18 protein-coding genes are annotated in these 23,846 nt (G+C 26.4%); 2 read left to right on the top strand and 16 right to left on the bottom strand.

Features of this window, described 5'->3' with window-relative positions; genetic code table 11:
• Window positions 1-14: 14 nt before the first annotated feature.
• From nuoM to ndhC, 12 genes are all read right to left on the bottom strand, one after another.
• On the bottom strand, window positions 15-1,532 hold the full coding sequence (gene nuoM / locus WEOB_RS01985; protein ID WP_281263868.1) for an NADH-quinone oxidoreductase subunit M: 1,518 nt from the start codon (window positions 1,530-1,532) through the stop codon (window positions 15-17).
• Window positions 1,533-1,608: 76 nt separating this feature from the next.
• Window positions 1,609-3,480: an NADH-quinone oxidoreductase subunit L gene (gene nuoL / locus WEOB_RS01980; protein WP_281263867.1), complete on the bottom strand. Its 1,872-nt coding sequence runs from the start codon at window positions 3,478-3,480 to the stop codon at window positions 1,609-1,611.
• Window positions 3,481-3,494: 14 nt separating this feature from the next.
• Window positions 3,495-3,806, bottom strand: coding sequence for an NADH-quinone oxidoreductase subunit NuoK (gene nuoK / locus WEOB_RS01975; protein ID WP_420885185.1), 312 nt, complete (start codon window positions 3,804-3,806; stop codon window positions 3,495-3,497).
• A gap of 28 nt (window positions 3,807-3,834) precedes the next feature.
• Window positions 3,835-4,335, bottom strand: coding sequence for an NADH-quinone oxidoreductase subunit J family protein (locus WEOB_RS01970; RefSeq protein WP_281263866.1), 501 nt, complete (start codon window positions 4,333-4,335; stop codon window positions 3,835-3,837).
• A gap of 19 nt (window positions 4,336-4,354) precedes the next feature.
• Window positions 4,355-4,924 carry an NADH-quinone oxidoreductase subunit NuoI gene (gene nuoI, locus WEOB_RS01965; RefSeq protein ID WP_281263865.1) on the bottom strand — a complete coding sequence of 190 codons (570 nt, stop codon included), beginning with the start codon at window positions 4,922-4,924 and terminating at the stop codon, window positions 4,355-4,357.
• Window positions 4,911-5,879 (bottom strand): NADH-quinone oxidoreductase subunit NuoH, encoded by a 969-nt coding sequence (gene nuoH, locus WEOB_RS01960; RefSeq protein WP_281263864.1) that lies wholly within the window; start codon window positions 5,877-5,879, stop codon window positions 4,911-4,913. Before nuoH ends, nuoI begins: the two co-directional genes overlap by 14 nt.
• Complete coding sequence (gene nuoG, locus WEOB_RS01955) at window positions 5,876-8,629, bottom strand: NADH-quinone oxidoreductase subunit NuoG (protein WP_281263863.1); 2,754 nt, start codon at window positions 8,627-8,629, stop codon at window positions 5,876-5,878. The genes nuoH and nuoG overlap by 4 nt, the downstream gene beginning before the upstream one ends.
• 98 nt (window positions 8,630-8,727) lie before the next feature.
• On the bottom strand, window positions 8,728-10,017 hold the full coding sequence (nuoF, locus tag WEOB_RS01950; RefSeq protein WP_281263862.1) for an NADH-quinone oxidoreductase subunit NuoF: 1,290 nt from the start codon (window positions 10,015-10,017) through the stop codon (window positions 8,728-8,730).
• On the bottom strand, window positions 10,017-10,496 hold the full coding sequence (nuoE, locus tag WEOB_RS01945; protein ID WP_281263861.1) for an NADH-quinone oxidoreductase subunit NuoE: 480 nt from the start codon (window positions 10,494-10,496) through the stop codon (window positions 10,017-10,019). The genes nuoF and nuoE overlap by 1 nt, the downstream gene beginning before the upstream one ends.
• A gap of 57 nt (window positions 10,497-10,553) precedes the next feature.
• Entirely contained in the window at window positions 10,554-12,356 is a 1,803-nt protein-coding gene (gene nuoC, locus WEOB_RS01940; RefSeq protein ID WP_281263860.1) for an NADH-quinone oxidoreductase subunit C/D, read from the bottom strand.
• Window positions 12,357-12,429: 73 nt separating this feature from the next.
• On the bottom strand, window positions 12,430-13,101 hold the full coding sequence (locus WEOB_RS01935; RefSeq protein WP_281263859.1) for an NADH-quinone oxidoreductase subunit B: 672 nt from the start codon (window positions 13,099-13,101) through the stop codon (window positions 12,430-12,432).
• Window positions 13,102-13,161: 60 nt separating this feature from the next.
• Complete coding sequence (gene ndhC, locus WEOB_RS01930; protein WP_281263858.1) at window positions 13,162-13,548, bottom strand: NADH-quinone oxidoreductase subunit A; 387 nt, start codon at window positions 13,546-13,548, stop codon at window positions 13,162-13,164.
• Window positions 13,549-14,660: 1,112 nt separating this feature from the next.
• On the opposite strand from ndhC, the gene WEOB_RS01925 reads away from it, so the two are divergent.
• Together WEOB_RS01925 and pta are read left to right on the top strand one after the other, a co-directional pair.
• Window positions 14,661-15,884: an acetate kinase gene (locus WEOB_RS01925; protein ID WP_281263857.1), complete on the top strand. Its 1,224-nt coding sequence runs from the start codon at window positions 14,661-14,663 to the stop codon at window positions 15,882-15,884.
• A 52-nt stretch (window positions 15,885-15,936) separates the two neighbouring features.
• Window positions 15,937-18,075 carry a phosphate acetyltransferase gene (gene pta, locus WEOB_RS01920; protein WP_420885196.1) on the top strand — a complete coding sequence of 713 codons (2,139 nt, stop codon included), beginning with the start codon at window positions 15,937-15,939 and terminating at the stop codon, window positions 18,073-18,075.
• 333 nt (window positions 18,076-18,408) lie between these two features.
• On the opposite strand, the gene folC is transcribed toward pta, so the two are convergent.
• The 4 genes from folC to fabB all read right to left on the bottom strand — a co-directional run bounded on the left by folC (window position 18,409) and on the right by fabB (window position 23,747).
• A complete protein-coding gene (folC, locus tag WEOB_RS01915; protein WP_281263855.1) occupies window positions 18,409-19,683 on the bottom strand; it encodes a bifunctional tetrahydrofolate synthase/dihydrofolate synthase in 1,275 nt (424 codons plus the stop codon).
• A 70-nt stretch (window positions 19,684-19,753) separates the two neighbouring features.
• Window positions 19,754-20,617: an acetyl-CoA carboxylase, carboxyltransferase subunit beta gene (accD, locus tag WEOB_RS01910; protein WP_281263854.1), complete on the bottom strand. Its 864-nt coding sequence runs from the start codon at window positions 20,615-20,617 to the stop codon at window positions 19,754-19,756.
• 284 nt (window positions 20,618-20,901) lie between these two features.
• Window positions 20,902-21,687, bottom strand: a complete 786-nt coding sequence (gene truA, locus WEOB_RS01905; RefSeq protein WP_281263853.1) for a tRNA pseudouridine(38-40) synthase TruA — start codon at window positions 21,685-21,687, stop codon at window positions 20,902-20,904.
• 848 nt (window positions 21,688-22,535) lie between these two features.
• Entirely contained in the window at window positions 22,536-23,747 is a 1,212-nt protein-coding gene (gene fabB / locus WEOB_RS01900; protein WP_281264081.1) for a beta-ketoacyl-ACP synthase I, read from the bottom strand.
• Window positions 23,748-23,846 lie beyond the last annotated feature (99 nt).

Below are 23,846 nucleotides of genomic sequence, written 5' to 3'. Positions count from 1 at the left end.
TAAGTTATATAAAGTTAATGTTTGTGTGTGATAATATAGTGATGAATATTATTAATAGTATTAAAATATATATTGATTATTGATTTTGGAAATAACCCGATAAATATTATGGAATATGTTATTAGATAAATTATGAATTTTTCTCTTTTTGTTACTTTTTTAAGTGGATTTTTTATTTTGTTTTTTCCATAATATACTTGTTGCATTTTTTTTAAAGAATAAATAGCGGAGAATATTAACCAAAAAGATATTATTATTGTAATAATAGGCATGTTTTGAAATGTTCCAAATAAAATAATAATTTCACCTATAAAATTTCCAGTTCCTGGTATAGAAAAGGTTGCCGCAAAAAAAAATAAAGAAATTTTTGGTATGGTATTTAGTTTATCCCATAATCCTCCCATTATTCTCATATTATGGGTTCGTAATCGTTCGTATAACTGTCCACATATAATGAACATTCCAGATGATGATAAAGTGTTTGCTATCATATATATGATAGCACCTTGATATGCTATTAAGCTGTTGCTGTAAATTGCAATAATGATTAATCCCATATGTGATATATTAGTATAAGCGATGAATGTTTTCATATTCATTTGAGAGTATGCCATCCAAGCTCCATAGAACATACTTGTCATTCCTATTAATACGGCTGCATAAGAAAAATGATTAGAAGCTTGAGGAAATAGAGTTAAGTTGAATCGAAGTAATCCATATACTCCAGTTTTTAATAGTAAACTAGTTAATTCTATTGAGTTAGCGGTTGGGGATTGTTTATGCACTGTTGCCGCCCAACCATGTATTGGTATTATTGGTATTTTGATAGTGAAAGCTAAAAAGAAGCTTAACATATTGAGATATTCTAGTGTTTTTGTTGTTTTTGTTTGTAATAAATCTTCGTATTCAAAAGTCCAAAATCCGTTATTATAATAATGTATTGATGCCAAATTTAAAATTGCCATTAACATTATTAGTCCACTTATTTGAAAATAAAGAAGCAGTTTTTTTGCTGAAATTATTCGAGCATAAATGTTATATGTTGGACACCCCCATAGTATAATTAAGAAATATGTTGGAATTAGTATTATTTCCCAAAATATAAAAAAAATAAACATATTGATTGATAAAAATATCCCTATTACACTCCCTATTATCCATAACAAATGAAAATAAAATGTTCCAGGTTTATAATTAATTTCAGACCAGGAACAAAGAATGGACGCCATACCTAATAACCCGCTGAGTATAATCATTAAACCAGATAGCCCATCTATTGCGAAATGGATATTTATTCCGAGATCAGATATCCATGGATATACATATTCTAATTTCCATTTTGGATATGTTTTGTTACTAATTTGATATGTTTGTTCTCCTTGTACCCAAACTATAATAGAAAGAACAAAAGTCATAACTGTGGAAATTAATGATATCCATTTTATTATTTTTGTATTGCTAGTAAATTTTTCTAATTGCCAAGATAATATTCCGCCTGTAAATGGAATAAGAATTAGGTAAGGTAATAACATAGAAAACCTAAATTTGATAATAAAAGTTTAATATTAATTTAGAAATTATACCAGAATTTTATGAATTGTTTAAATTTTATTTAAGTTTTGTGTAATCGGAAAGAAAAAATAAAAATGTTATTATTAAAATAATATTTATTCCTATTGATGGTATATACCATTTATATATTTTTTTGTTATTTTCAATATTTAAAAAAATGTGTGTTATGTAATTAATTATTATGATTAAGTATGTTTCGAAGTATTTATTTATTGGATCTTTTGATACGTATTGAATTATTTTATAATACGGTCTTTGTAATATATATTCATATATTAAGTTTAATTTCCATCCTTGGTAAAAAAATGATGATATAGAATTTTGTAATTTCATGAGTTTTTTAAAATCTTTTAAAGTGTGTTTTTTTTCGATCCAAAATTTTGTTATAAAATAACTTCCAATTATTATTAGGGTTCCATATATCCATTGTACTTGAAATATATTAATTGGAATTTCTTGATTGTTTTTCGGAAATATTTCTTTTAATGGTGGTGTAATATACGAACCTATAAATGTTGATAATATTGAGAGAATGAATAAAGAGAAGTTACAAAAAATATTTTTTTTATTCTTTGGAATAATTTTTGATTTTCCATAAAATATTATAAAGATCATTCTAAATGTATACATTGTAGTAAGGAGTGTTCCTAAAATTTCTCCTAATATTAATATATTATTATGTTGAAGTATAAAATGAAAAATTTGTTCTTTTGAATAGAATCCTGAACTGATCCAAGGAATTCCTGTTAATGCAGAACTTCCTATCATAAAAGATATATAAATTAAAGGTAAGGTTTTTTGTAATCCACCCATTTTGAAAATATTTTGTTCGTGATTGCATGCTAAAATTAATGCACCCGAAGATAAGAATAACAGAGCTTTAAAAAATGAATGAATCATTAAATGAAATATAGCAGCATGCCATGCTTGTATGCTAAGAGAAAGAAATATGTATCCTAATTGACTAATAGTAGAATAAGCTAAGATTTTTTTTATATTTTTTTGTGTTAAAGCTGAGGTTCCTGAAATTAATATTGTTATTATACTTAGTATGCAAAGTATATTTAATATTTTTGGTGTATTGATGAATATTTCGTGAGTTCTAGCAATTAAATATATTCCAGAAGTTACCATGGTAGTTGCATGAATTAGTGCGGACACTGGTGTGGGTCCGACCATCGCACTTGTTAACCAAGTATGAAAAGGAAATTGTGCAGATTTTCCTATTGCTCCAATTAGTAATAATATCGAAATTGAAATTTTGATAATAGGGGAATTTTTCTCATCTAGTTGTGATAAATTGTGAAAATTTAGAGTTTCTAATTGTGTATATATTAAAAGTAATGATAATAACAAAAATATGTCACTAATTCTTGTTGTTATAAAAGATTTTATTGCTGCTGTTCCATTTTTAGGTATTTTATTATAAAAACCTATCAAAAGGTAGCTACAAAAACCAACAATTTCCCAAAAAAAATACATTGATAATAAATTATCAACTAATACAAGAAATATCATGTTTGACATAAATAAATTAGTATAAGAAAAAAAGCAAGCATAATCTTTATTCATATTCATATACCACGTGGAATAAAGAAGAATAATAAATCCGATATTAACTATGATTGACATCATAGTAAATGATAATCCATCTAAATGTAGTGTTATTGTAATGTTAAATTTATCTAATGAAATCCAATCCCATAAGTGTTGTTTAAAATAGATTTTTTCTTTTTCATTGTTTAGGAGTAAAAATTTTATTCCCACCCAAGCGTTGATAATAGCAGATATTCCAATACTTCCTATTCCTATTGAGGTTGAATATGTTTTGTTATTTTTCCATTTTGGATATGTTAATAACAAGAACCCTATTAGGGGAGATATTGGTATTAAGAATAATAGGTTCATTATTGTTTATCTCATTAATATTTTGCAATATTTAAGGTATTTATTTTTTTGTGTAATTGTAATAATAGTATTAAAAAAATACTCGCTTCTGAAGCAATTACAGTCATGATAGTTATGTATAGAATTTGTCCGTCTATATTTTTCCAAAAGTTTCCAGCTGCAACAAATATTATGGATGCAGAATTTGTCATGATTTCTATTGATAAAAATATGGATAATAGATTTCTACAAAATATTGTTCCTGAAAATCCTATTATAAATAGGATAGTTGATAAAATCGAAATATGAAATAGAGATAACATCATAAATATAATTTTTCCTTTCATTTTTGTAAAGTATATTTATTTTTATTTTTTAATTAATATTGAATTTATTAAAATAAAGAGTAATTATAAGACTGGATAAAAGAAGCATTGATGCTAATTCGGTTATCAAAAAATATGGTCCACCGAATAACGCAAGACCTATTTCTTTTTCGTTAATTATATATTCGTTTAATTCAGTATTTAGATAATTTTTATTTGGTATGTTATATAAAATGAAACATGATAGTGTTATTGGTAATAGAAGTTTTATGTAATTTTTTTGGTTTTTCCAAAAAAATTTTCTTTGTTTTTTTTTATTATCTGTATCTAGTGTCATAATTGCGAAGATAAATAATACCATGATGGTTCCAGCGTATATGATAATCGTTAGAGACCCGATAAAATAACAATTTATTAAAAAAAATATACATGATATAGATAGTAAAGAAAGTATAAAATATAAAAGTGAATACATTAAATTTTTTTGTATAATCACGTTTATTGTAGATATAATCAAAATTAATTCAAATATATGAAATATTAATTTCATATGTCTCCTCGTATTAAATTTATGGAAGCAATTCTTTTATATCAATGGGTTGATATTCATTTTTTGCATGACCTTTTTTCTTTCCTTTTATTTTTATTCCCGTATGTTGATAAAAATTATATTTTGGATACTTTCCAGTCCCTGAAATGAGTAAATCTTCTTTTTCATATATAAGATCTTTTCGATTATATTCACTCATTTCGAAATCTGGGATGAGTTGAATAGCAAAAGTTGGACAAGCTTCTTCACACAAACCGCAAAAAATGCACCGAGAAAAGTTTATTCGAAAAAATTTTGGGTACCAACGTCCGTTTTTATTTGTTTTTTTTTGTAAGGAAATACAGCTTACCGGACATACTACAGAACATAAATTGCATGCAACGCATCTTTCTTGATTTTCTGGATCTCTTGTTAATACGATTCTTCCCCGGTACCTTGGATATAATTTAACTGGTATATCCGGATATAAATGTGTTTCTCTTTTACTAAAGGATTGTACTCCAACTATCCAAATACTATGTAATATACTGAATAAGTTAAGAAAAAATTTTTTTATATAAAGAAAAAGCTTTTTATTAGTTTTGTTCATATAGAATTATTATTGCAGTTATTAAAAAATTAGTTAATGTAATTGGAAATAGGATTTTCCAACTTATTGTCATAGTTTGTTCATATGATGGTCTAGGAATTGCTGCCCGTATTAAAACAAAGAATATCATGAAAATAGCGGTTTTTATGAAAAACCAACAAAATGGTGGCAAGAAAGGACCTTGCCATCCTCCCAAGAAAAATGTTGTTACCAGCGATGAAATTACAATCATATTGATATATTCTCCAACAAAAAATAATCCAAACTTTATTCCTGAATATTCAATATGATAACCATCTGATAGTTCTTGTTCTGCCTCTGGTTGATCAAATGGATGTCTATGGCAAATTGCAATTCCAGCCAATATAAAAGAAAAAAATCCTAAAAATTGTGGTATGATATTCCACAAATTTTGTTGAGAATTTACAATATATTCTAAGTTAAACGATTCTGTTTTAGCTACAACCCCCATTAGTGAAAGCCCCATAAATATTTCGTAACTTATTGTTTGAGTTACTGCTCGCATAGAACCTAGCAAAGAATATTTATTATTACTTGACCACCCAGCTAGTAAAATTGGATATATTCCTAACCCTGTTATCATTAAGAAAAATAAAACCCCTATGTTAAAGTCAGATATTATCCAAGTAGGAGAGATTGGTATAATTGAAAATGTCATTATGGGTAACGTAAAAGAAAGTATAGGTGCTAAAATAAATAATGTTTTGTGTGCAAATGGAGGAGTCCATTCTTCTTTAAAAATCATTTTTAAAAAATCTGCTATTAGTTGTAATGATCCACCCCAACCTACCCGGTTTGGACCATATCTATTTTGAAACAACCCTAACAATCTTCGTTCAATAAAACTCATATAAGCACCAAAACTTACTAGTAATATAAGTGTAGTAATTGTTTTAGGAAATATTTCTATAATTTTTGATATTAATTGTTTCATACATTAATTATGTTTAAATTTGTTACTTTCATACCTGAAAGTGTTGTTGGTATACCAGGAAAACCTAATGGTAAACCTAGGTGTTTTCTGTTTAGTTTTTTACTTATTTTAATTGGAAAACAATATTTAAAGTTTTTGCAATTAAAGGAAAGTAGTGTAGTAGAATTGATGTTTCCTAATATGTTTACGTCTTTTTCGCTAATTATAATATAAATGGAAGGCATTCTTTTTTTTATAAATTTTGAATTTTGCGATGTTTCTTCGCTTCCAAAAAGGTGCCAGTAAGGAGCAATATACCAATTATCGCTTATATATGAATCTTGTTTTTCTGTAGAGAAGTTAAAATATTTTAAATTGTTTTTTTTATTTTTTTTGAATAATAAAACTCCGGAATTGTTCAAATGTGAGTTACATTTTATTTCATTTTTAAATTTATTCCAAGAATGTGATGAATTCCATCCAGGGGACCAGGAAAATGCTATTTGTTGGTGGGGGAATTGAAGGGAATTATTTCCTTCCATAGAAAACGCAAACATACTATCAAAATCTTTTTTTGTAGTTTTTTCATGAATGTTAATATGTGCGCGTATTGCAGCTTTTCCGCTATAACAATGAGGCATTCTAGCTAATTTTTGTCCGTGAATTCGGAAACTTTCTTTTGGGGATACGTATTTTATTTTTTCTAATTTTTTTATTTTTTTTGTTATTGCGTGGATAATATGATCGAGTTTTTTCCATTTTAGATTTTTTTTTGTATAAGATGAGTGTAACCAATGTAGCCAACGCCAACTTTCTAACATAATAATATTGGAATTATAATAGGAAGGGTCATATGTTTGAAAGAATCTTTGTGCTCTTCCTTCGTGATTGATTACAGTACCGCTACTTTCTGCATAACTTGTTGCTGAAAATATTAAATGAGATTGTTTGTGAGTTAGATTAAATTGGTGATCTAATACTATTAGATATTTTATTTTTTTCATTAAAGAGTTGATTGTTTTTGTTGATAGATATCTGTATAAGTCATTTTCTAATACGATTAGAGTTGTATTATTTTTGGAACTTTGTTTTTCGATTTTTATTGTATTTATTATTTTATTTAAACTGGTTCCTCCAATTATAATTGATCCCATACTATTAACATTAGATAGAACAAAGCTGATTCCTACGGTTTTTTTACCTCTTTTTTTTAAGGCAAAGGCAATATTTGCAGCAGCAGAAATAATTTTTTTGTTTCCTGATCCATTTCCAGATATTATTAGAGGTTTTTTGGCTTGAGATAATGTTTTTGTTATTAAATTTATTTCTTCTTTTAGCTCTGGATTCATATTTTTTATATGAGGAGATTTTTTATCTAATTTGTGTGCTATAGAAAATCCAAATTTTGCTTGTTCTTCAGTTGTTGCATAATATGTCCATGTTGCGATATCATCTAATTTTGTTTTATCTACATTAGTGATAAAAAGTGGATTTTTTTTATTCTGACGAATATTCATAATTGCGCGAATATTCCAATTTGGTATATTTTGTTCTTTTATGTATTTTTTTTTTGTATTTTTTATAGCTTGTCTTATTGATAAAGCCATTCTTGCACCAGTTTGTGTGATATCTTCTCCAAGTATTAATATTGCATCATAATCTTCTATTTCTCTAATTGATGGGGTGTGAATACCACTGTTTTCTAATATATTTAAGATTAAGTTTAATTCATTTTTTTCTTGATTTGGTATTCCTATAGAAAAATTTTCTTTTCCTACTAATTCTTTTAACGCGAAATTACTTTCAATACTAGCTCTTGGAGAACCTATCCCCCAAATTTTTGTGGATTTTTTTAGAATTTTTGTGGCATATTTTATAGCTTCATTTGCAGTTAAATTTATCCATTTTTCATTTTTTTTCTTTTTTGGTTGATGTGGTCTGTTTTTTAAGTTTATATAATCATAACTAAAACGTCCTCTATCACACAAAAAATGGTGATTAATATTTTCATTATAACGATTTTCTATTCGTCTTAATTTTCCATATCTTTCTTCAAGAAAAATGTTGCATCCTATGCTACATTGTTGACATATACTTGGAGAGCTTTGCATGTCCCATTTTCTGTTGTAATTTTTAGAATGAGTTTTATCTGTGAAAACACCTGTTGGACATATTTCTATCAAATTTCCTGAGAATTCGTTTTCTAATGTTCCGTTTTCGTATCTTCCAAAATATATATTATCATGTATTCCGTATACTCCAAAATCATTTCCACCAGCATAATCTTTATAGTAACGAACACAACGATAACATGTTATGCATCTGTTCATTTCATGTGTTATAAATGGACCAATATATTGATTTTTATGTGTTCTTTTTTTGAAATGGTATTTTCTATTTGTATGTTGAGCCATGACAGTCATATCTTGTAGATGACAATTTCCTCCTTCTTCGCAAACTGGGCAGTCATGAGGGTGATTAATCATTAATAATTCTATGATGTTTTTTCTGAAATTTTTTGTTTCTTTATCTTTAGTGGAGATAATCATATTATCATCAGGAGGTGTCATGCACGACATAATAATTTGTCCAGTTGTATCTTCTTTATCTTTATATTTTTTTATTGCACATTGTCGACAGGAACCTATGCTTCCTAGTTCTGGGTGCCAGCAAAAATAAGGAATATTAAAACCAAGGTTTAAACATGTTTTAAGTAGATTATCTTTTTGATCAACTTTATATTTTTTTTTATTTATATATATAATGGTCATAGTTATTAATGATGATTTGGGAATTTTATTATATTAATTTAGTATTTTAGTTTACGTAGATTTGTTTCATAAGCGTATTATTAATAAGATATTTTTTATTATTTAATGATTTTTTTAATTCCTTCTTCAAATTCTATTTTAAAATATTGCATGGCGCTTTTTAGTGGTCCAATTGCTGATGGTGCATGCGCGCAAAATGTTGTTCCAGGCTTAATAAAATAGCATAAATTCTTTAAAATTTTAATATCTTCTTTTTTTCCTTCTTTTTTTTCTAAAGATTTGAGAATTTTTACGATCCATGGTAAACCATCTCGACATGGTGTGCACCATCCACATGATTCTCTGGAAAAAAATTTTTCTAAGTTTTTAGTTAGTGATACCATGTTAGTTTTATGATCAATTGCTATTGATAAAGCAGTTCCTAGTCTACTTCCTATGTTTCTGATGTGAACAGAGTCCATTGGAGTATCTAAATGTTCTGGCATAAGAAACTCAGTTCCTGCTCCTCCAGGTTGCCATGCTTTTAATGTATAATTATTTTTCATTCCTTGCGCATAATCTTCTAAAATTTCTCGCGCTGTAATTCCTAATGGTAATTCCCATACCCCTGGATTTTTTACTTTTCCCGAAAATCCCATTAATTTTGTTCCGCTATCATTGCTGAGTTTTAACGAAAGATTTTTGTACCATTTTATACCGTGTTCAACAATAGCAGGTATATTACATAATGTTTCAACATTATTTATACAAGTTGGTTTTCCCCACAATCCAGAATTTGCTGGAAATGGTGGTTTATTTCTAGGAATAGCTCTATAACCTTCTAGTGAATTGAGTAACGCCGTTTCTTCTCCACAAATATATCTTCCGGCTCCAGTGTGCAAAATTAAATTGAAGTTAAAATTGCTGTTTAAGATATTTTGTCCTAAAAGATTGTTTTTTTTTGCTTCAGAAATTGCTTTTTGTAAATGGATAGCTGCTTCAATATATTCTCCTCTTAGAAAAATATATCCATTGTTTGCTTGTATAGCATATGAAGCAATTAACATCCCTTCTATTAGAAGGTGTGGCAATTTTTCCATAAGTAAACGATCTTTATATGTTCCAGGTTCCATTTCATCTGCATTACATATTAAATATTTGGTATGTATTTTTGGATTATTGGGTATGAGACTCCATTTTAATCCTGTTGGGAATCCAGCCCCTCCTCTTCCTTTAAGACCTGAATCTTTTATTAATTGGATAATTTCGTTTGGTTGATTTTTCAAAGCAATTTTTGCTCCTAAATATCCATGTTTTTCTTTATATTCTTTTATCCATACTGGTTCATGATCATTTCGTAACCGCCAAGTTAAAGGATGTGTTTCCATGATTCGATTTATGGTATTCATTATTTATATTTTTTTAATAAAAGAGAAATTTTTTTTGGTGTTATGTTTGTATAAGTGTTATCGTTAATCATAATTACTGGACTTTTATCACAATTTCCTAGACAACAAGTAGGTAGTAACGTAAATTTTTTGTTTTTTGTAGTTTGTCCAGGTTTGATTTTAAGTAAAAATTCAATTTTTTTTTTAATGATTTCATATCCTGTAATGTAACAAACGATACTATCACAATATCTAATAATATTTTTTCCAACTGGTTTTCTAAAAATTTGACTGTAAAAAGTTGTTATTTCTTCTAATTCACTACTAGACATATTTAATGTTTTTGCTATAGGATTCATAAGTTCGTCTGGTATCCAATTGTACTTTTTTTGTATGAATTTTAATACTTCAATAGAAGCAGCACGTGGGCTTTCATAGTTTTTTTTTTCTTTTTCTATGATTTTTTTATCTTGTTCATCTAAAAATAATTTTTTATTCATAATTTTATTGTAAAATTTTAAGATTTTATTTTTGTGTAACAATTTTTTTATATTTTACTATCTGTCTACATCAGACATAACAAAATCAATACTTCCTAAGTATGTAATTAAATCTGATAATATACTTCCTTTTATTACTGAAGGTATTTGTTGTAAATGTGGAAAACTAGGTGTTCTAATTCTAGTTCTATAACTCATAGTGCTTCCATCACTAATTAAGTAGTAACTGTTTATTCCTTTTGTAGCTTCTATCATTTGAAATGATTCATTTGCTGGTATTACTGGACCCCAAGATACTTGTAAAAAATGTGTAATAAGAGTTTCAATGTTTTTTGTTGTGTGATGTTTTAAAGGTGGAGTAGTTAATGGATGATCAGCTTTGTACGGTCCAGATGGCATATTTTTTAAACACTGCTCAAGTATTCGAAGACTTTGATAGATTTCTTCAATTTTTATTATGATTCTACTATAGCAATCACTGATACCTTTTCCAATAGGGATTTCAAATTCAAAATTTTCATAATAGGAGTAAGGTCTTTTTTTTCTTATGTCAAAATTAATACCAGTTGCCCGTAAAGCTGATCCTGTTACTCCCCATTTTAATGCTTCTTTAAAATTATATGAAGCAACTCCTTTAGTTCTTGCTTGAAAAATAGAGTTTTTTATAGATAGTTTTACATATTTATTCAACCTTTTTGGTATCCATAATAAACATTCTTGTAATAGTTTATTCCACCCATTTGGTAAATCATTTGCTACTCCTCCGATTCGGAACCAAGCTGGATGCATTCTAGCTCCCGTTATTCCTTCAATAACATTATATATTTTTTGTCTATCTGTAAACGCTAAAAATACTGGTGTCATTCCTCCTACATCTTGAATATATGTGCTAATGTATAAAAGGTGGCTATTTATCCGAAACAATTCTGATAGCATAATTCTGATGACTTTTACTCGATTTGGTACTTTTATATTAGCTAATTTTTCTACAGCTAATATATATGGCATTTCGTTGATACACCCCCCTAAATATTCAACGCGGTCGGTGTATGGGATATAATTATGCCATGATTGTCGTTCCCCCATTTTTTCTGCTCCTCTATGGTGGTACCCTATATCTGGAACGCAGTTGATTATTTCTTCACCTTTCAATTGCAAAATGATACGAAATACTCCATGTACTGATGGATGATTTGGCCCTAAGTTGAGAAACATGAAATTTTCATTTTTTGTTTTTTTGCTCATTCCCCATTCTTTTGGGTTAAAATTTAAATTTCGCATAGATAGATTTTCTTTTTCTTTATCTAAAAAGAACGGTTCCATTTCGGTAGCTCTGGCTGGATGATCTTTTCGAAGAGGATATCCCTGCCAATTTTTTGGCATAATCAGATGTGTGAGGTTTGGATGATTATCAAATATTATTCCAAACATTTCCCAAGTTTCTCGTTCGTACCAATTAGCATTAGGAAAAATTTTTGTTACTGTTGGGATATGTAAATTATTTTCTAATAATGCAACTTTTATAATAATATCTAAGTTATTGGGAATGGATAATAAATGATAAAAAATGGTAAAATCTGTTTTTGGTAAATGTTGTTTGTTTATTCTTAATCGCTCATCTATTGCATGTAAGTCATATAGCATATTATATGGTTTTTTTTCGTTTTGTTTTAAAAAATTTAATATTTGTAGTATTTGTTTTTTATTTACCCATATTACTGGACTGTTTATTTTAGTTGATTGTAAAAAAAAGTTTTTTTTTCCGAATTTTTGATAAATGTTTTGAATTGTTAAATTATCTTGATAATTTTTTTCTTTTAAAGTTTCTGGGTTTAAATTTTGTTCATTGGTTTTTTTCATATGTTTTAAGGTTTTTTATTTTTCATGATATGTTCAATTATAAATCAGAATTAATAAAAGTTTTCAGCAAAATTTAAATATCATTTATGGATTGTAATGTTTTGATTTTTTGGTTTTTTTTTCTTTTTTTGTAACGTTCTGCGTTTATTTTTATTTTGTATTTTTTTTGATTTCCTATGACCCAGGATAATGGTCTTTTTTCTTTTTTTATAGATTTTTGCAAAAGAAGAAGTGCTTGAATATAAGCTTCTGGTCTTGGAGGACACCCAGGTATATAAATATCGACAGGAAGAAATTTATCGATACCTTGTACTACAGAATAAATATCATACATTCCTCCTGAATTTGCACATGATCCCATTGATATCACCCATTTTGGTTCTAACATTTGATCATATAGACGTTTAATAACCGGGACCATTTTTATAAACGGAGTTCCAGCTATTACCATAAGATCTGCTTGTCTCGGTGATGCTCTAATAACTTCAGAACCAAAACGTGCTATGTCGTGAATGGATGTAAATGCAGTAGTCATTTCGACATAACAACAAGATAATCCAAAATTGAGAGGCCAAATAGAATTACTTCTGCTCCAGTTTACGATATTTTGTACAATTTTTTTTAATTTATATAAATAAATGTTATTTGTTATGTTGTTTTGAGTATTTTTCGTTTTGTTTATTTTGTTTGTTAGATGATGTTTTTTTTTATTTTTTATTTTTATATCAGTAAGAGTATATTTCATTTTTAGATTTTAATAGTAAAATGAGATTTTGTGTTTAATAATTTATAGTTAGTTTAGAATTTATGTTTGTTTTTTATTTGAGAGACTTTTCCAATTTAGTACATCTTTTTTTATTAGATATAAAAGTGAAACTAATAAATTTACTATAAATATTATTGCTTCAATAAACCCTATCCAATTTGCTTCGCGGATTATAGTAGCCCAAGTATATATGTAGATAGATTCTATATCAAAAATAACGAAAGACATTGCTAGTAAATAGAACTTTGCAAAAAATTGTAATTTTTCTTGTTTTATTGGATTCACTCCTGATTCAAATGGAATATTTTTAGAAGATGATGTATTAAGATTAGTAGGACGTTCCCCAAGAAAATAACTGATAATAAGCAATAACGCGCATAGAATTAAAGCGAGAGTGAAAAATGTTATGAATGATACTATATGCATTTATATTTTAAATTTCCGTTTGTTTAGTATAGAGCAGTTATAGGTTATTTTATATTGTTGTATTGAATTTTTATCAAAAATTTTAATTTTAGATAGGATTTTATTATAACAAAATGGAATGAATTTTTATATTTAAATAAATTATTTTATTCGTTTTTATTTTGAAGTATGAATTGTTAAATTTTAAAAATTTTAGTTTAGTCTATTTTAGAATATAAAAAATTGAAATTTATTTCAACCAAAACTTTAATATATTTTGGAATATTTAATAGAAGATGTTTATTTTGTTAAATTTAAAATAACTTTAGTTTTGTAACATAATAAAGTAAATAAGTTTTAGTTTTTTTTATAATAGATTACTTCATTATGTGTTTTTAAAAGAGCATAATTGGAATATTGTATAGCTTTAGTTTTTCGTTTTTGTTTGTTACATTTGTGTCAATTTTGTATGATTCTAAGTTTATAATCTTTTAATATTAAATATATCATTACAATTGTATAAAATAATTTTGCAGTTGTATATAAAATTTTATTTACTGTCATATGTTTAGTTTCTATAAGATTTTATAAAATTTAGGTTCTGATTTTATTTGCTTTTTAATTTAAATTGTAGTATTATATAATGGAATTCTGAAAATGAGTTTATTGATTCTAACAAAAATAAAGATTATTACAATATTTTTGGTTTGTAGGTTTATATGATTCAATTATGCTTCCTTATGTTATTTTGAAATTTAATTTTTAAATTTTTACAAGTTTGTGGTTTGATAACATTATTTAATTTTTTGCATTTTAATTTCATTTGATTTTGAAATCTTTGTAATTGTTTGAATGTGTAATGTGGTATTGATTTATTTTTGATAACTTTGTTTTTATGCATGTGTTGTTTTAATACAATATAATTTAGATTTTTTATTTTTTTAAAGTAGAAAATATTAAATTTTCAGTTTTTAATTACAGTGTATATCGTTAAATATTTTTTGATTTTATATTTTATAGAATTGGTTTTGAATTGTTTTGTATATTGAATGGTATTGTTGTTTTGTATGTTTTAATTTGTGAGATTAGATGTTTAAAATAAATTGTTTTTATGTAATTTTTTCGTATAAAATATGTTTAATAAATTAATATTAGTATTGAATTGTGGTAGTTCTTCAATAAAATTTTCTGTTATTGATTTTTCTAAAAAAGAAAAATGTCTTTTTGGTTTGGCTGAATTTTTCTTATCAAAAGAGGTGTGTATTGAATGGAAAATAGATAATGTACGGAAAAATAGAGTATTGAATATTATGAATTCTGACATTATGAACACCGTTGACATGGTTTTAGATTTTATTATTGATGATATTTTAAAAAAAGAACTAAAAAATTTAGGAAAATTATTTGCTGTAGGTCATCGTGTTGTTCATGGTGGTATGCATTTTATTAAATCCGAAATTATTAGTGATGATGTTATAAAAAATATAGAAGATTCTATTTCTTTTGCTCCTTTGCATAATCCAGCGCATTTGATTGGTATTAGGAAAGTTTTAAAAAAGTTCCCATATGTTTCTAAAAAAAACGTTGCAGTTTTTGATACAGCTTTCCACCAAACTATAAAAGAGGATTCATATCTGTATCCTTTACCATATTTTTTGTATACGGATTATGGTGTTCGACGTTACGGGGCGCATGGAATAAGCCATTTTTATGTATCTCGTAAATCTGCAGAATTTTTGAATAAATCAGTTAATGAAATTAATGTTATTACATGTCATTTAGGAAATGGTAGTTCTATTTCAGCTATTCGAAAAGGAAAGTGTGTAGATACTTCAATGGGTATGACTCCTTTAGAAGGATTAGTTATGGGAACACGTTGCGGAGATATTGATCCTTCTATTATCTTTTATCTATATGAAGAATTGGGTATGTCGATTGAAGATATTAAAAAGATGTTGTATAAGAAATCTGGATTGTTAGGGTTAAGTGGTGGTATTAGTAGCGATTGTCGTTATATGGAAAAACATTATCATAATGTTTTTTCTAGTTCTCATCGCGCTATAAATGTTTTTTGTCATCGATTAGCGAAATATATTGGATCTTATAGTATTTTAATGGATGGAGAATTAGACGCAGTTATTTTTACCGGAGGGATTGGTGAAAATTCCGCACTAATACGCGAATTAACGTTAAAAAAATTAATTTTATTAAATTTTAAATTGGATTATGATTTAAACTCATCAACACGTGGTGGGAAATCTGGTTTTATAACTTCTCGTGATAGTCGTCCAGCTATTGTAATCCCAACCAATGAAGAGTTGATAATTTCTCAAGATGTTGTTCGTTTAATAGGATAATAACATTTTAATGTGGTGTATTAATAACGTAAAGGATTAAATTTTGTCTCGTGTGATTATGTTAATTTCTATTGATATTGGGGTTGGGTTGAGTAGTGTTGTTCTTAGCATGATGTATGCTATGGAAAAACAAAAGATAAGATTTGGTTTTTTTAAACCCGTTACAGATTGTAATTTAAGTGAAGTGGATTTTTTTTACACTTCTGATTCTATTTCATACTTTATTAAACATTATTATCCACAGGTTTCTTATGCATGCTCATTAGATATAAATTATGTTGAGTATCTTTTTGATTCTAATAAATTAAATATTTTAATGGAGGAAATTGCGTTTCGTTTTTATCAAACTTTTTCAAAAGAAAGCGTGGTATTAATAGAGGGTGTAATGTCTTCTTTTCAAAATCCGTATTTTTTTAAATTGAATTTAGATATTGCAAAATTATTAAATGCTGAGATTATTTTTGTAAGTTCGCTGGATAAATCATATTTTAATTTAAAAAAATGTATTAAATTAGTGGATATATATTTTGATAGTTGTAAAAAAAATGTTATTGGAATTATTTTCAATAAAATTGATGCGCCAAAATATGAATATAAATATGTTTTTTCTAATATTTTTAAAAATTTGAATTATTTTCCGTTTCTAATGAAATTAGAGAATCGTTTTTCTTGTTTATTTAAAGATATTCCGTTTCCTATTTTGGGTTGTATTCCATGGAATATTAATTTGCTTTCTACTCGAGTCGTTGATGTAATTTCTCATATAAATGCTCATGTTATATATGAAGGGGAAATATATATTCGAAGAATTAAAGAAATAGTTATTTGTTCTAATAATTTGTTTTGTGTATTAAAATATTGTAATTCTGAATCTTTATTAATAATTTCTTTAAATTTTTATGAAGCATTGGTAGCAATATATTTTATATTAATAAATAGAATTGAAGTAAGTTCAATATTATTAACTGATTTTAATGAAGATAAAAAATTGTATATTAATCAACATTTTCAAACTCTTTTGAACAAGTGTAATATTTCATTTTTTTTTGTGAAAAGTAATATTGTGGAAGTTTTATTGGATTTAAGAAATTTTAATTTAAAGGTGTTTGTAAATGATCGAGTTAGAATAAGAAGAATACAAAAATTTTTTGTTGATTATATTGATTATTCTTGGTTGCGTATTAGGAAAGCTAAGAGTTTGAAAAAATCTTTTTTTGTTTCTTCTTCTTTTTTTTGTTATCGTTTGATTGAATTGGCTTGTCAACATAAGAAACGTATTGTATTTCCAGAAGGAAATGATTCTCGTATAATTAGGGCGTCTTCTGTTTGTTCTGAAAGGGGTATTGCAAGTTGTATATTATTAGGAAATGCGGATATTATTAAAAGAATAGCTTTTACAGAAGGAATAACATTGCATAGAAATATTCAAATAATTAATCCTTTAGCATTTATAGAGAAATATGTTTCTCGTCTTGTTGAATTACGTAAGAATAAGGGTATGAATGAGTTTATGGCTCGTAAACAATTGTCGAATAATGTAGTATTTGGTACATTGATGCTTGAAAGTGGAGATGTAGATGGTTTAGTTTCTGGCGTTGTTAATACTACCGCCGATACTATTCGTCCTGCTTTACAAATTATTAAGATGGTACCGGGGGTTTCATTAGTATCTTCTATATTTTTTATGTTATTTTCAGATCAGGTGTTGATTTACGGAGATTGCGCAATTAACCCTAATCCTACTGCTGAACAATTATCGGAAATTGCTTTGCAATCTGCTAATTCTGCTATTACTTTTGGAATAGAACCGAGAGTTGCTATGATTTCTTATGCTACAGGAAATTCTGGATTTGGTAAAGATGTTGATAAAGTTAGAAAAGCTACTCTTTTGGCGAAAAAAAAATGTCCATCTTTAATTATTGATGGACCTTTGCAATATGATGCAGCAATTTCTCAAGATGTTGCACGTATAAAAGCTCCATTTTCTTCTGTTGCTGGGAATGCTAATGTATTTATTTTTCCTGATCTTAATACAGGAAATGTGACTTATAAGGCAGTGCAGCGTTCGGCAAATTTGATATCTATTGGTCCTATATTACAAGGAATATGTAAACCCGTGAATGATTTGTCTAGAGGAGCGTTACTTGAAGATATTATTTATACTGTAGCAATAACTAGCATTCAATCTTAGTAATAGAAAAATTTTTACATTTTAGTTTGAAAATAAAATTTTGTATTTTATATTAAGATTTATTTAACTATTTTTATTATGTAAGTTAATAATTGTTAAGTTCGTTTATTAGAAAATAGTTTTATAAGTTTTATTTCGCATGGTTAGATATAGTTTAGAAAATTTGTATGTGGTGGTTTTGTATATTTTAATATATTAAATATGATTAATTGTAATTTATGTATAAAATAATATATTTTATATAAATTATGTGATTGTGTTTTTGAATATTTAATTTTTAAAATATGTTTTGTGAAAAATTTTTTGTTTGTTCTAATATATTTAGAAACAGTTTTATATTTTAGGATAAGTGCTTATTCGTAATAATTTCATTATTGGGGAAATAGTGTGGAATGAACCAAATATTAGTATGCAGTCTGTTTTAGAACTGTCTTTTATAGCTTGGTTCCAAGCGCTTACTACATTATTGAATTGTTTTATGTTTTCCCCTCTAAGATGTATGGATAGTTCTTCTGATGTAGCGCCTCTTTCATGTTTTATAGAAGCACAATTCCAATTTTTTGCTATTCCTTTAAAATTTGCAAGTGTTCCTTGTATATTTTTGTCTTTTAACATTCCAACTATTACTGTTATTTTTTTAGTTTTTTTTAATATTTTTTTTATATTGTTAGAAAGATAAGCGGATGCATGTGGATTATGCGCAGCATCTAATATTATTAATGGATTTTTTTTTATACATTGAAATCTTCCAGGAAGTTGTATTTTTTGTAATTCATTTTTAATGTTTTTTTTTGATATATTGAATGGTAAACATGAAACAATAGCTAATGCAGTAGCAGCGTTTTCTATTGGAATTTTAGGTATTGGAAGAGCTGTTAAAATATAATTTTTGTTCCACCAGGACCATTTTTTTTTGTTTTTTTTTATTTTTATCCACCAATTTTTATTTTTTACGTATAATAAAGCTCCAATTTTATTGGCTTCATTAAATAATGTTTTAGGTACATTTTCTTCTCCAAAAATTGCTGGTTTTTTGTTTCGAAAAATTCCAGATTTTTGCTTAGCAATACTATTTCTATTAGTTCCTAATATTTCTGTATGATCTAGAGCAATATTTGTAATTACTGAAATGTCGGAATTTATTATATTTGTTGCGTCTAATTTTCCTCCTAAACCTACTTCTAAAATTGCTACATCTACTGAAAATTTTTTAAATAGTTGTAAGGCTGAAAGGGTGCTAAATTCAAAATAACTTAAAGATATATTATGTCTATGTTTTTCTATAATTTTCATGGATTGAACAAGATCAGTATCTTGTAATATTTTGCCTTGTATTCGTATTCTTTCGTTATAATATAGTATGTGTGGAGAATTATAGACACCTACGCGTATTCCACTGGAAATTAGGATTCTTTCTAGAAGATGGCATGTTGTTCCTTTTCCGTTGGTTCCCCCCACTATAATAGTGTATGGTGATGGATGTAGTAATTTTAATTTTTTAGCAACGTATTTTACTCTTTCTAATCCAAGATCCATGTTTCTATGATGTAAATGTTTAATATGATTTATCCAGGAAGATAACGAAGAACTTTTAGTATTAGTAAACATTTTATGTTAGTTTAGTTTCAATAAAAATTATATATTACAATTTTACGTTAAAATTTATTTTAATTTTATTCTAAAAATTGGGTTTAGGTTTATTCATTAATTTTGCTAATATATTTGCTAATCTTTTTCTCATATCTTGTCTTCTAATGATAATATCAATCATACCTTTTTTTAGTAGAAATTCGCTCCTTTGAAATCCAGATGGAAGGGTTTCTTTTACTGTTTGTTTGATAACTTTTGCTCCAGTGAAACCAATAAGCGCTTTAGGTTCTGCAATATTTATGTCTCCTAACATAGCTAAACTAGCGGATACACCGCCCATGGTAGGGTTGGTTAATACAGAAATGTAGGGTAGATGTTTTTTTTTTAATTTTTTTAAAGCTGCACTTGTTTTTGCCATTTGCATTAAAGAGAATAATGATTCTTGTATTCTTGCTCCTCCACTTGCTGAAAAACAAACCAGTGGACAATTTTCTTGTAATGCTTTTTTTATTGCGTAAACAAAACGTGTTCCAACTACAGAAGACATTGAACCACCTATAAATGCAAATTCAAAAGAAACAGCTATTATTGGCATTTTATATAATTTTCCTTGCATAGCTATTAACGCATCTTTTTCGTTTGTATTTTTTTGTGCTTTTATTAATCGATCTTTATATTTTTTTGAATCTTTAAATTTTAGAATGTCTTTTGGTTCTAGTTCTTTACCAATTTCTTTGTAATTGTTTTCTATATCTAGAAAAGAATGTAGTCTAGATCTTGCACTGATTTGTCTATGATAGTCGCATTTTGGGCATACTTCTAAATTTTTTTTTAATTCTTCATAATATAATATTTGTTTGCAATTTTCGCATTTAACCCATATACCTTTTGGTATATTTGTTTTATGCGAAGAGGTAATATTTTTTTTTGTGATTCGTTCAATCCAATTCATATATATTTTATTAATGATTTTGATTAAATTTATTGGATAATTATGTGTTAAATATTATTTTTAATAATTAAGTGATTTTAATATTAATTTTTTGTTTGAATAAAATTCAAATGTTTATATTTTAAAATTTTATAATTTAAATCTTGTTTATTGTAATATAAAATTTTTAAAAGATAAATTGAATTATTTTGTTGAGAAATTTGTATTTTATTAAAATTATTTATTGGATATTAGGTATTTGTAGCTATTAATTGAATATCAAATAATTACAGAACAGAATAAAATTATTCTGTTAAAAATAATGGTCCAATAGGTGTAATGGGTAAATTAAATTTTGTTGGATATTTAATTTCTACTAAATATAATCCTTTTGCTGGAGCGGTGGGTCCTGCTAATTTTCTGTTTTTATTTTTTAATAATTCTTGTATCCAATGTTTGGTTTGTTTTTCTTTTCCTATTTCTATGAAACTTCCTACAATATTTCGTACCATATGGTGCAGAAATGAATTTGCTTTAATGTCGATTATAATGTAATTATTAATGCTTTTAATTTGTAATAAGTATATATTTCTCCAAGAGGTTTTTGATTGACATTTTGAAGAACGAAAAGAAACAAAATTTTTTTCTCCTAATAGATATTTTGCTGAAAAATTCATGTTTTGAATGTTTAACTTTTTTTTGCAATGCATTAACCCATTATTGAATAATGATGGTCTAGTTGGAAAATTATAAATTATGTATCGGTATCTTCTTGAGATCGCACTAAATCTTGCATGAAAATTGTTTTGTACTGGTTTTGCCCAATTTACATTAATATTTTTTTTTAAGTTTGAATTTACTCCTAATGTCCATGCGTTTATTGGAAGTATTTTGTTAGTGTTAAAGTGTATTATTTGTGAAGTTGCGTGTACTCCAGTATCTGTTCTACTAGCGCATGATGTTTTTATTTTTTCATTTGCAATTTTTGATAAAGCATATTCAATATTTTCTTGTATGCTTAAAAGATTTTTTTGACGTTGCCAACCAAAAAATTTGCTTCCATCATACCCTATGCTGAGTGCTATTTTCATTTTTTACAACCAATTTTTGTTGAATAAATTGAAATAAATTTAACCATATAGAAGTTTAATTAATTTATTAGTTTTTATATGTTATATTTGTTAATGAAATTTTTAGATGTTAAATATTTTGTAAATTTTAATTATTTGAATTATGTAATGTATGAATTAAGAACAATAGTGTTGTTATTACTGAAGTTGTTAAATATTATTTTGCATATTTGATGAAAATCTAGATATAAGAATTTTTTGTTTGTTTTTAGAATACAAAGTTTTATTATATTAATTTAAGTTTAATTAATTTTATAAAATTATTATGGTTTTACGAAAAAATATTATTTTATAATAAATGGTATTAAATATGCAATATAGTAAGAAATTTAGAAAAGGGAAATTTTAAAATTTCTTGGAATATAATATTATGAAATTATTTTGTAGAAATAATTTGAAGTCTAATTTTAATTATTTAATTGACATGTAAAGAATAACTTATATTTTACATAGTTTTAATATGTTTATTTTTTAAAAATTTTATATTTATTGTAAATATATCGAATCAATTTCGTTTGATTTCAAAGTGTTAATGAATTTATATCAAAAATTAAATATTAATTTTGAAATGATTATAATCGTTTTTGTAAATTTGTGTTTATATCTAATTTATAGAATGGTTATTTTGATTTTTAATTTTTATTTAAAAATATTTTATTTTAAGAATATTATTTGTATTATTTTTATTAAATTAATAATTTATAATAATGTTGTGTATTAGAGAAATTTAATTTTGTTTATTTAAATGTGTTTTGAAATATTATATTTTTTTGAATATATTACAATAGATTTGTATCTAAATTAATATATTAGTTGTATTTAGATACAACAATACTTGCGTTAGTTCCTCCAAATCCAAAACTATTGCTCATAGCAATATTTAAGTTTTTTTTGGTGAATTTTGTTATTAGGTTCATATTTTTTACTTCTGGGTCTAATTTTTCTATATTGATACTTGGTGCAATAAAATTGTGTTTGAGCATTAGTAGTGTAAAAATTATTTCATGAACTCCGGAAGCACCCAAGGAATGTCCAGTTATTGATTTTGTTGAAGAGAAATTTGGATGTTTTTTTCCAAATGTTTTTTTTATAGCCCATATTTCTTTTATGTCTCCAATTTTTGTTGATGTTCCATGTACATTTAAATAATCTATTGGTTTTTTAATGTTGTTTGTAGCCATTTTCATACATCGAACGGCTCCTTCCCCCGAAGGTATTACCATATTATATCCATCAGAGTTTGCTCCGTATCCGATGATTTTAGCGTAAATATAAGCATCTCTTGATAAAGCATGTTCTAGCTCTTCTATTACTACTATTCCTCCACCTCCAGATATAACAAATCCGTCTCTATTTATATCGTAAGTTCTGGAAGCTTTTTTTGGAAAATTGTTATAATGTGTAGAAAGTGCTCCCATAGCATCAAATTCACAAGCCATTTCCCAACATAATTCTTCTCCTCCTCCCGCAAATACTATGTCTTGTTTTCCAAATTGTATCATTTCTGCAGCGTTTCCTATACAATGTGCAGATGTGGAACAAGCAGAACTAATGGAATAATTTACTCCTCGTATTTTAAATGATGTTGCTAAACATGCTGATATTCCTGAAGACATTGTTTTTGTTACCATATATGGTCCTACTCTATGTAATCCTTTAGTTAACATTTTATTAGAACTTGATGCTTGATTTTTGGGGGATCCATTTCCTGAACCTACAATTAAACCGGTTCTATCATTAGAAACCATGTTAGTTGTTAGTTTTGAATCTTTGATAGCTTCTTCCATAGATAAGTATGTGTAAATTGAAGCGTTGTTCATAAATCGGGAATTTCTTCTATCAATTAATCCGTTTGTATCAAGTTTAATATTTCCCCAAATATGGCTTCGCATTCCTGAATTTTTTAGTTCTTGGGATAATACAACCCCTGAATTTCCTTTTTTTAGAGATTGTAGAACTTCTTTTTTGTTATTTCCAATGCTTGATATAATACCAATTCCTGTAATTACAGCGCATTTAATTTGGGATTTTGAAGGTTTTTGATTTTTCATATTGTATATAGTTTTTGATTTATTTGTAGTATATTTTAAGATGTATTCTATTTTAGATGATTTATTAAA

The sequence above is a fragment of the Candidatus Westeberhardia cardiocondylae genome (assembly GCA_001242845.1).
In the GTDB taxonomy this organism is placed as follows: domain Bacteria; phylum Pseudomonadota; class Gammaproteobacteria; order Enterobacterales; family Enterobacteriaceae; genus Westeberhardia; species Westeberhardia cardiocondylae.
This window is presented reverse-complemented; position numbering and strand designations above follow the sequence as displayed.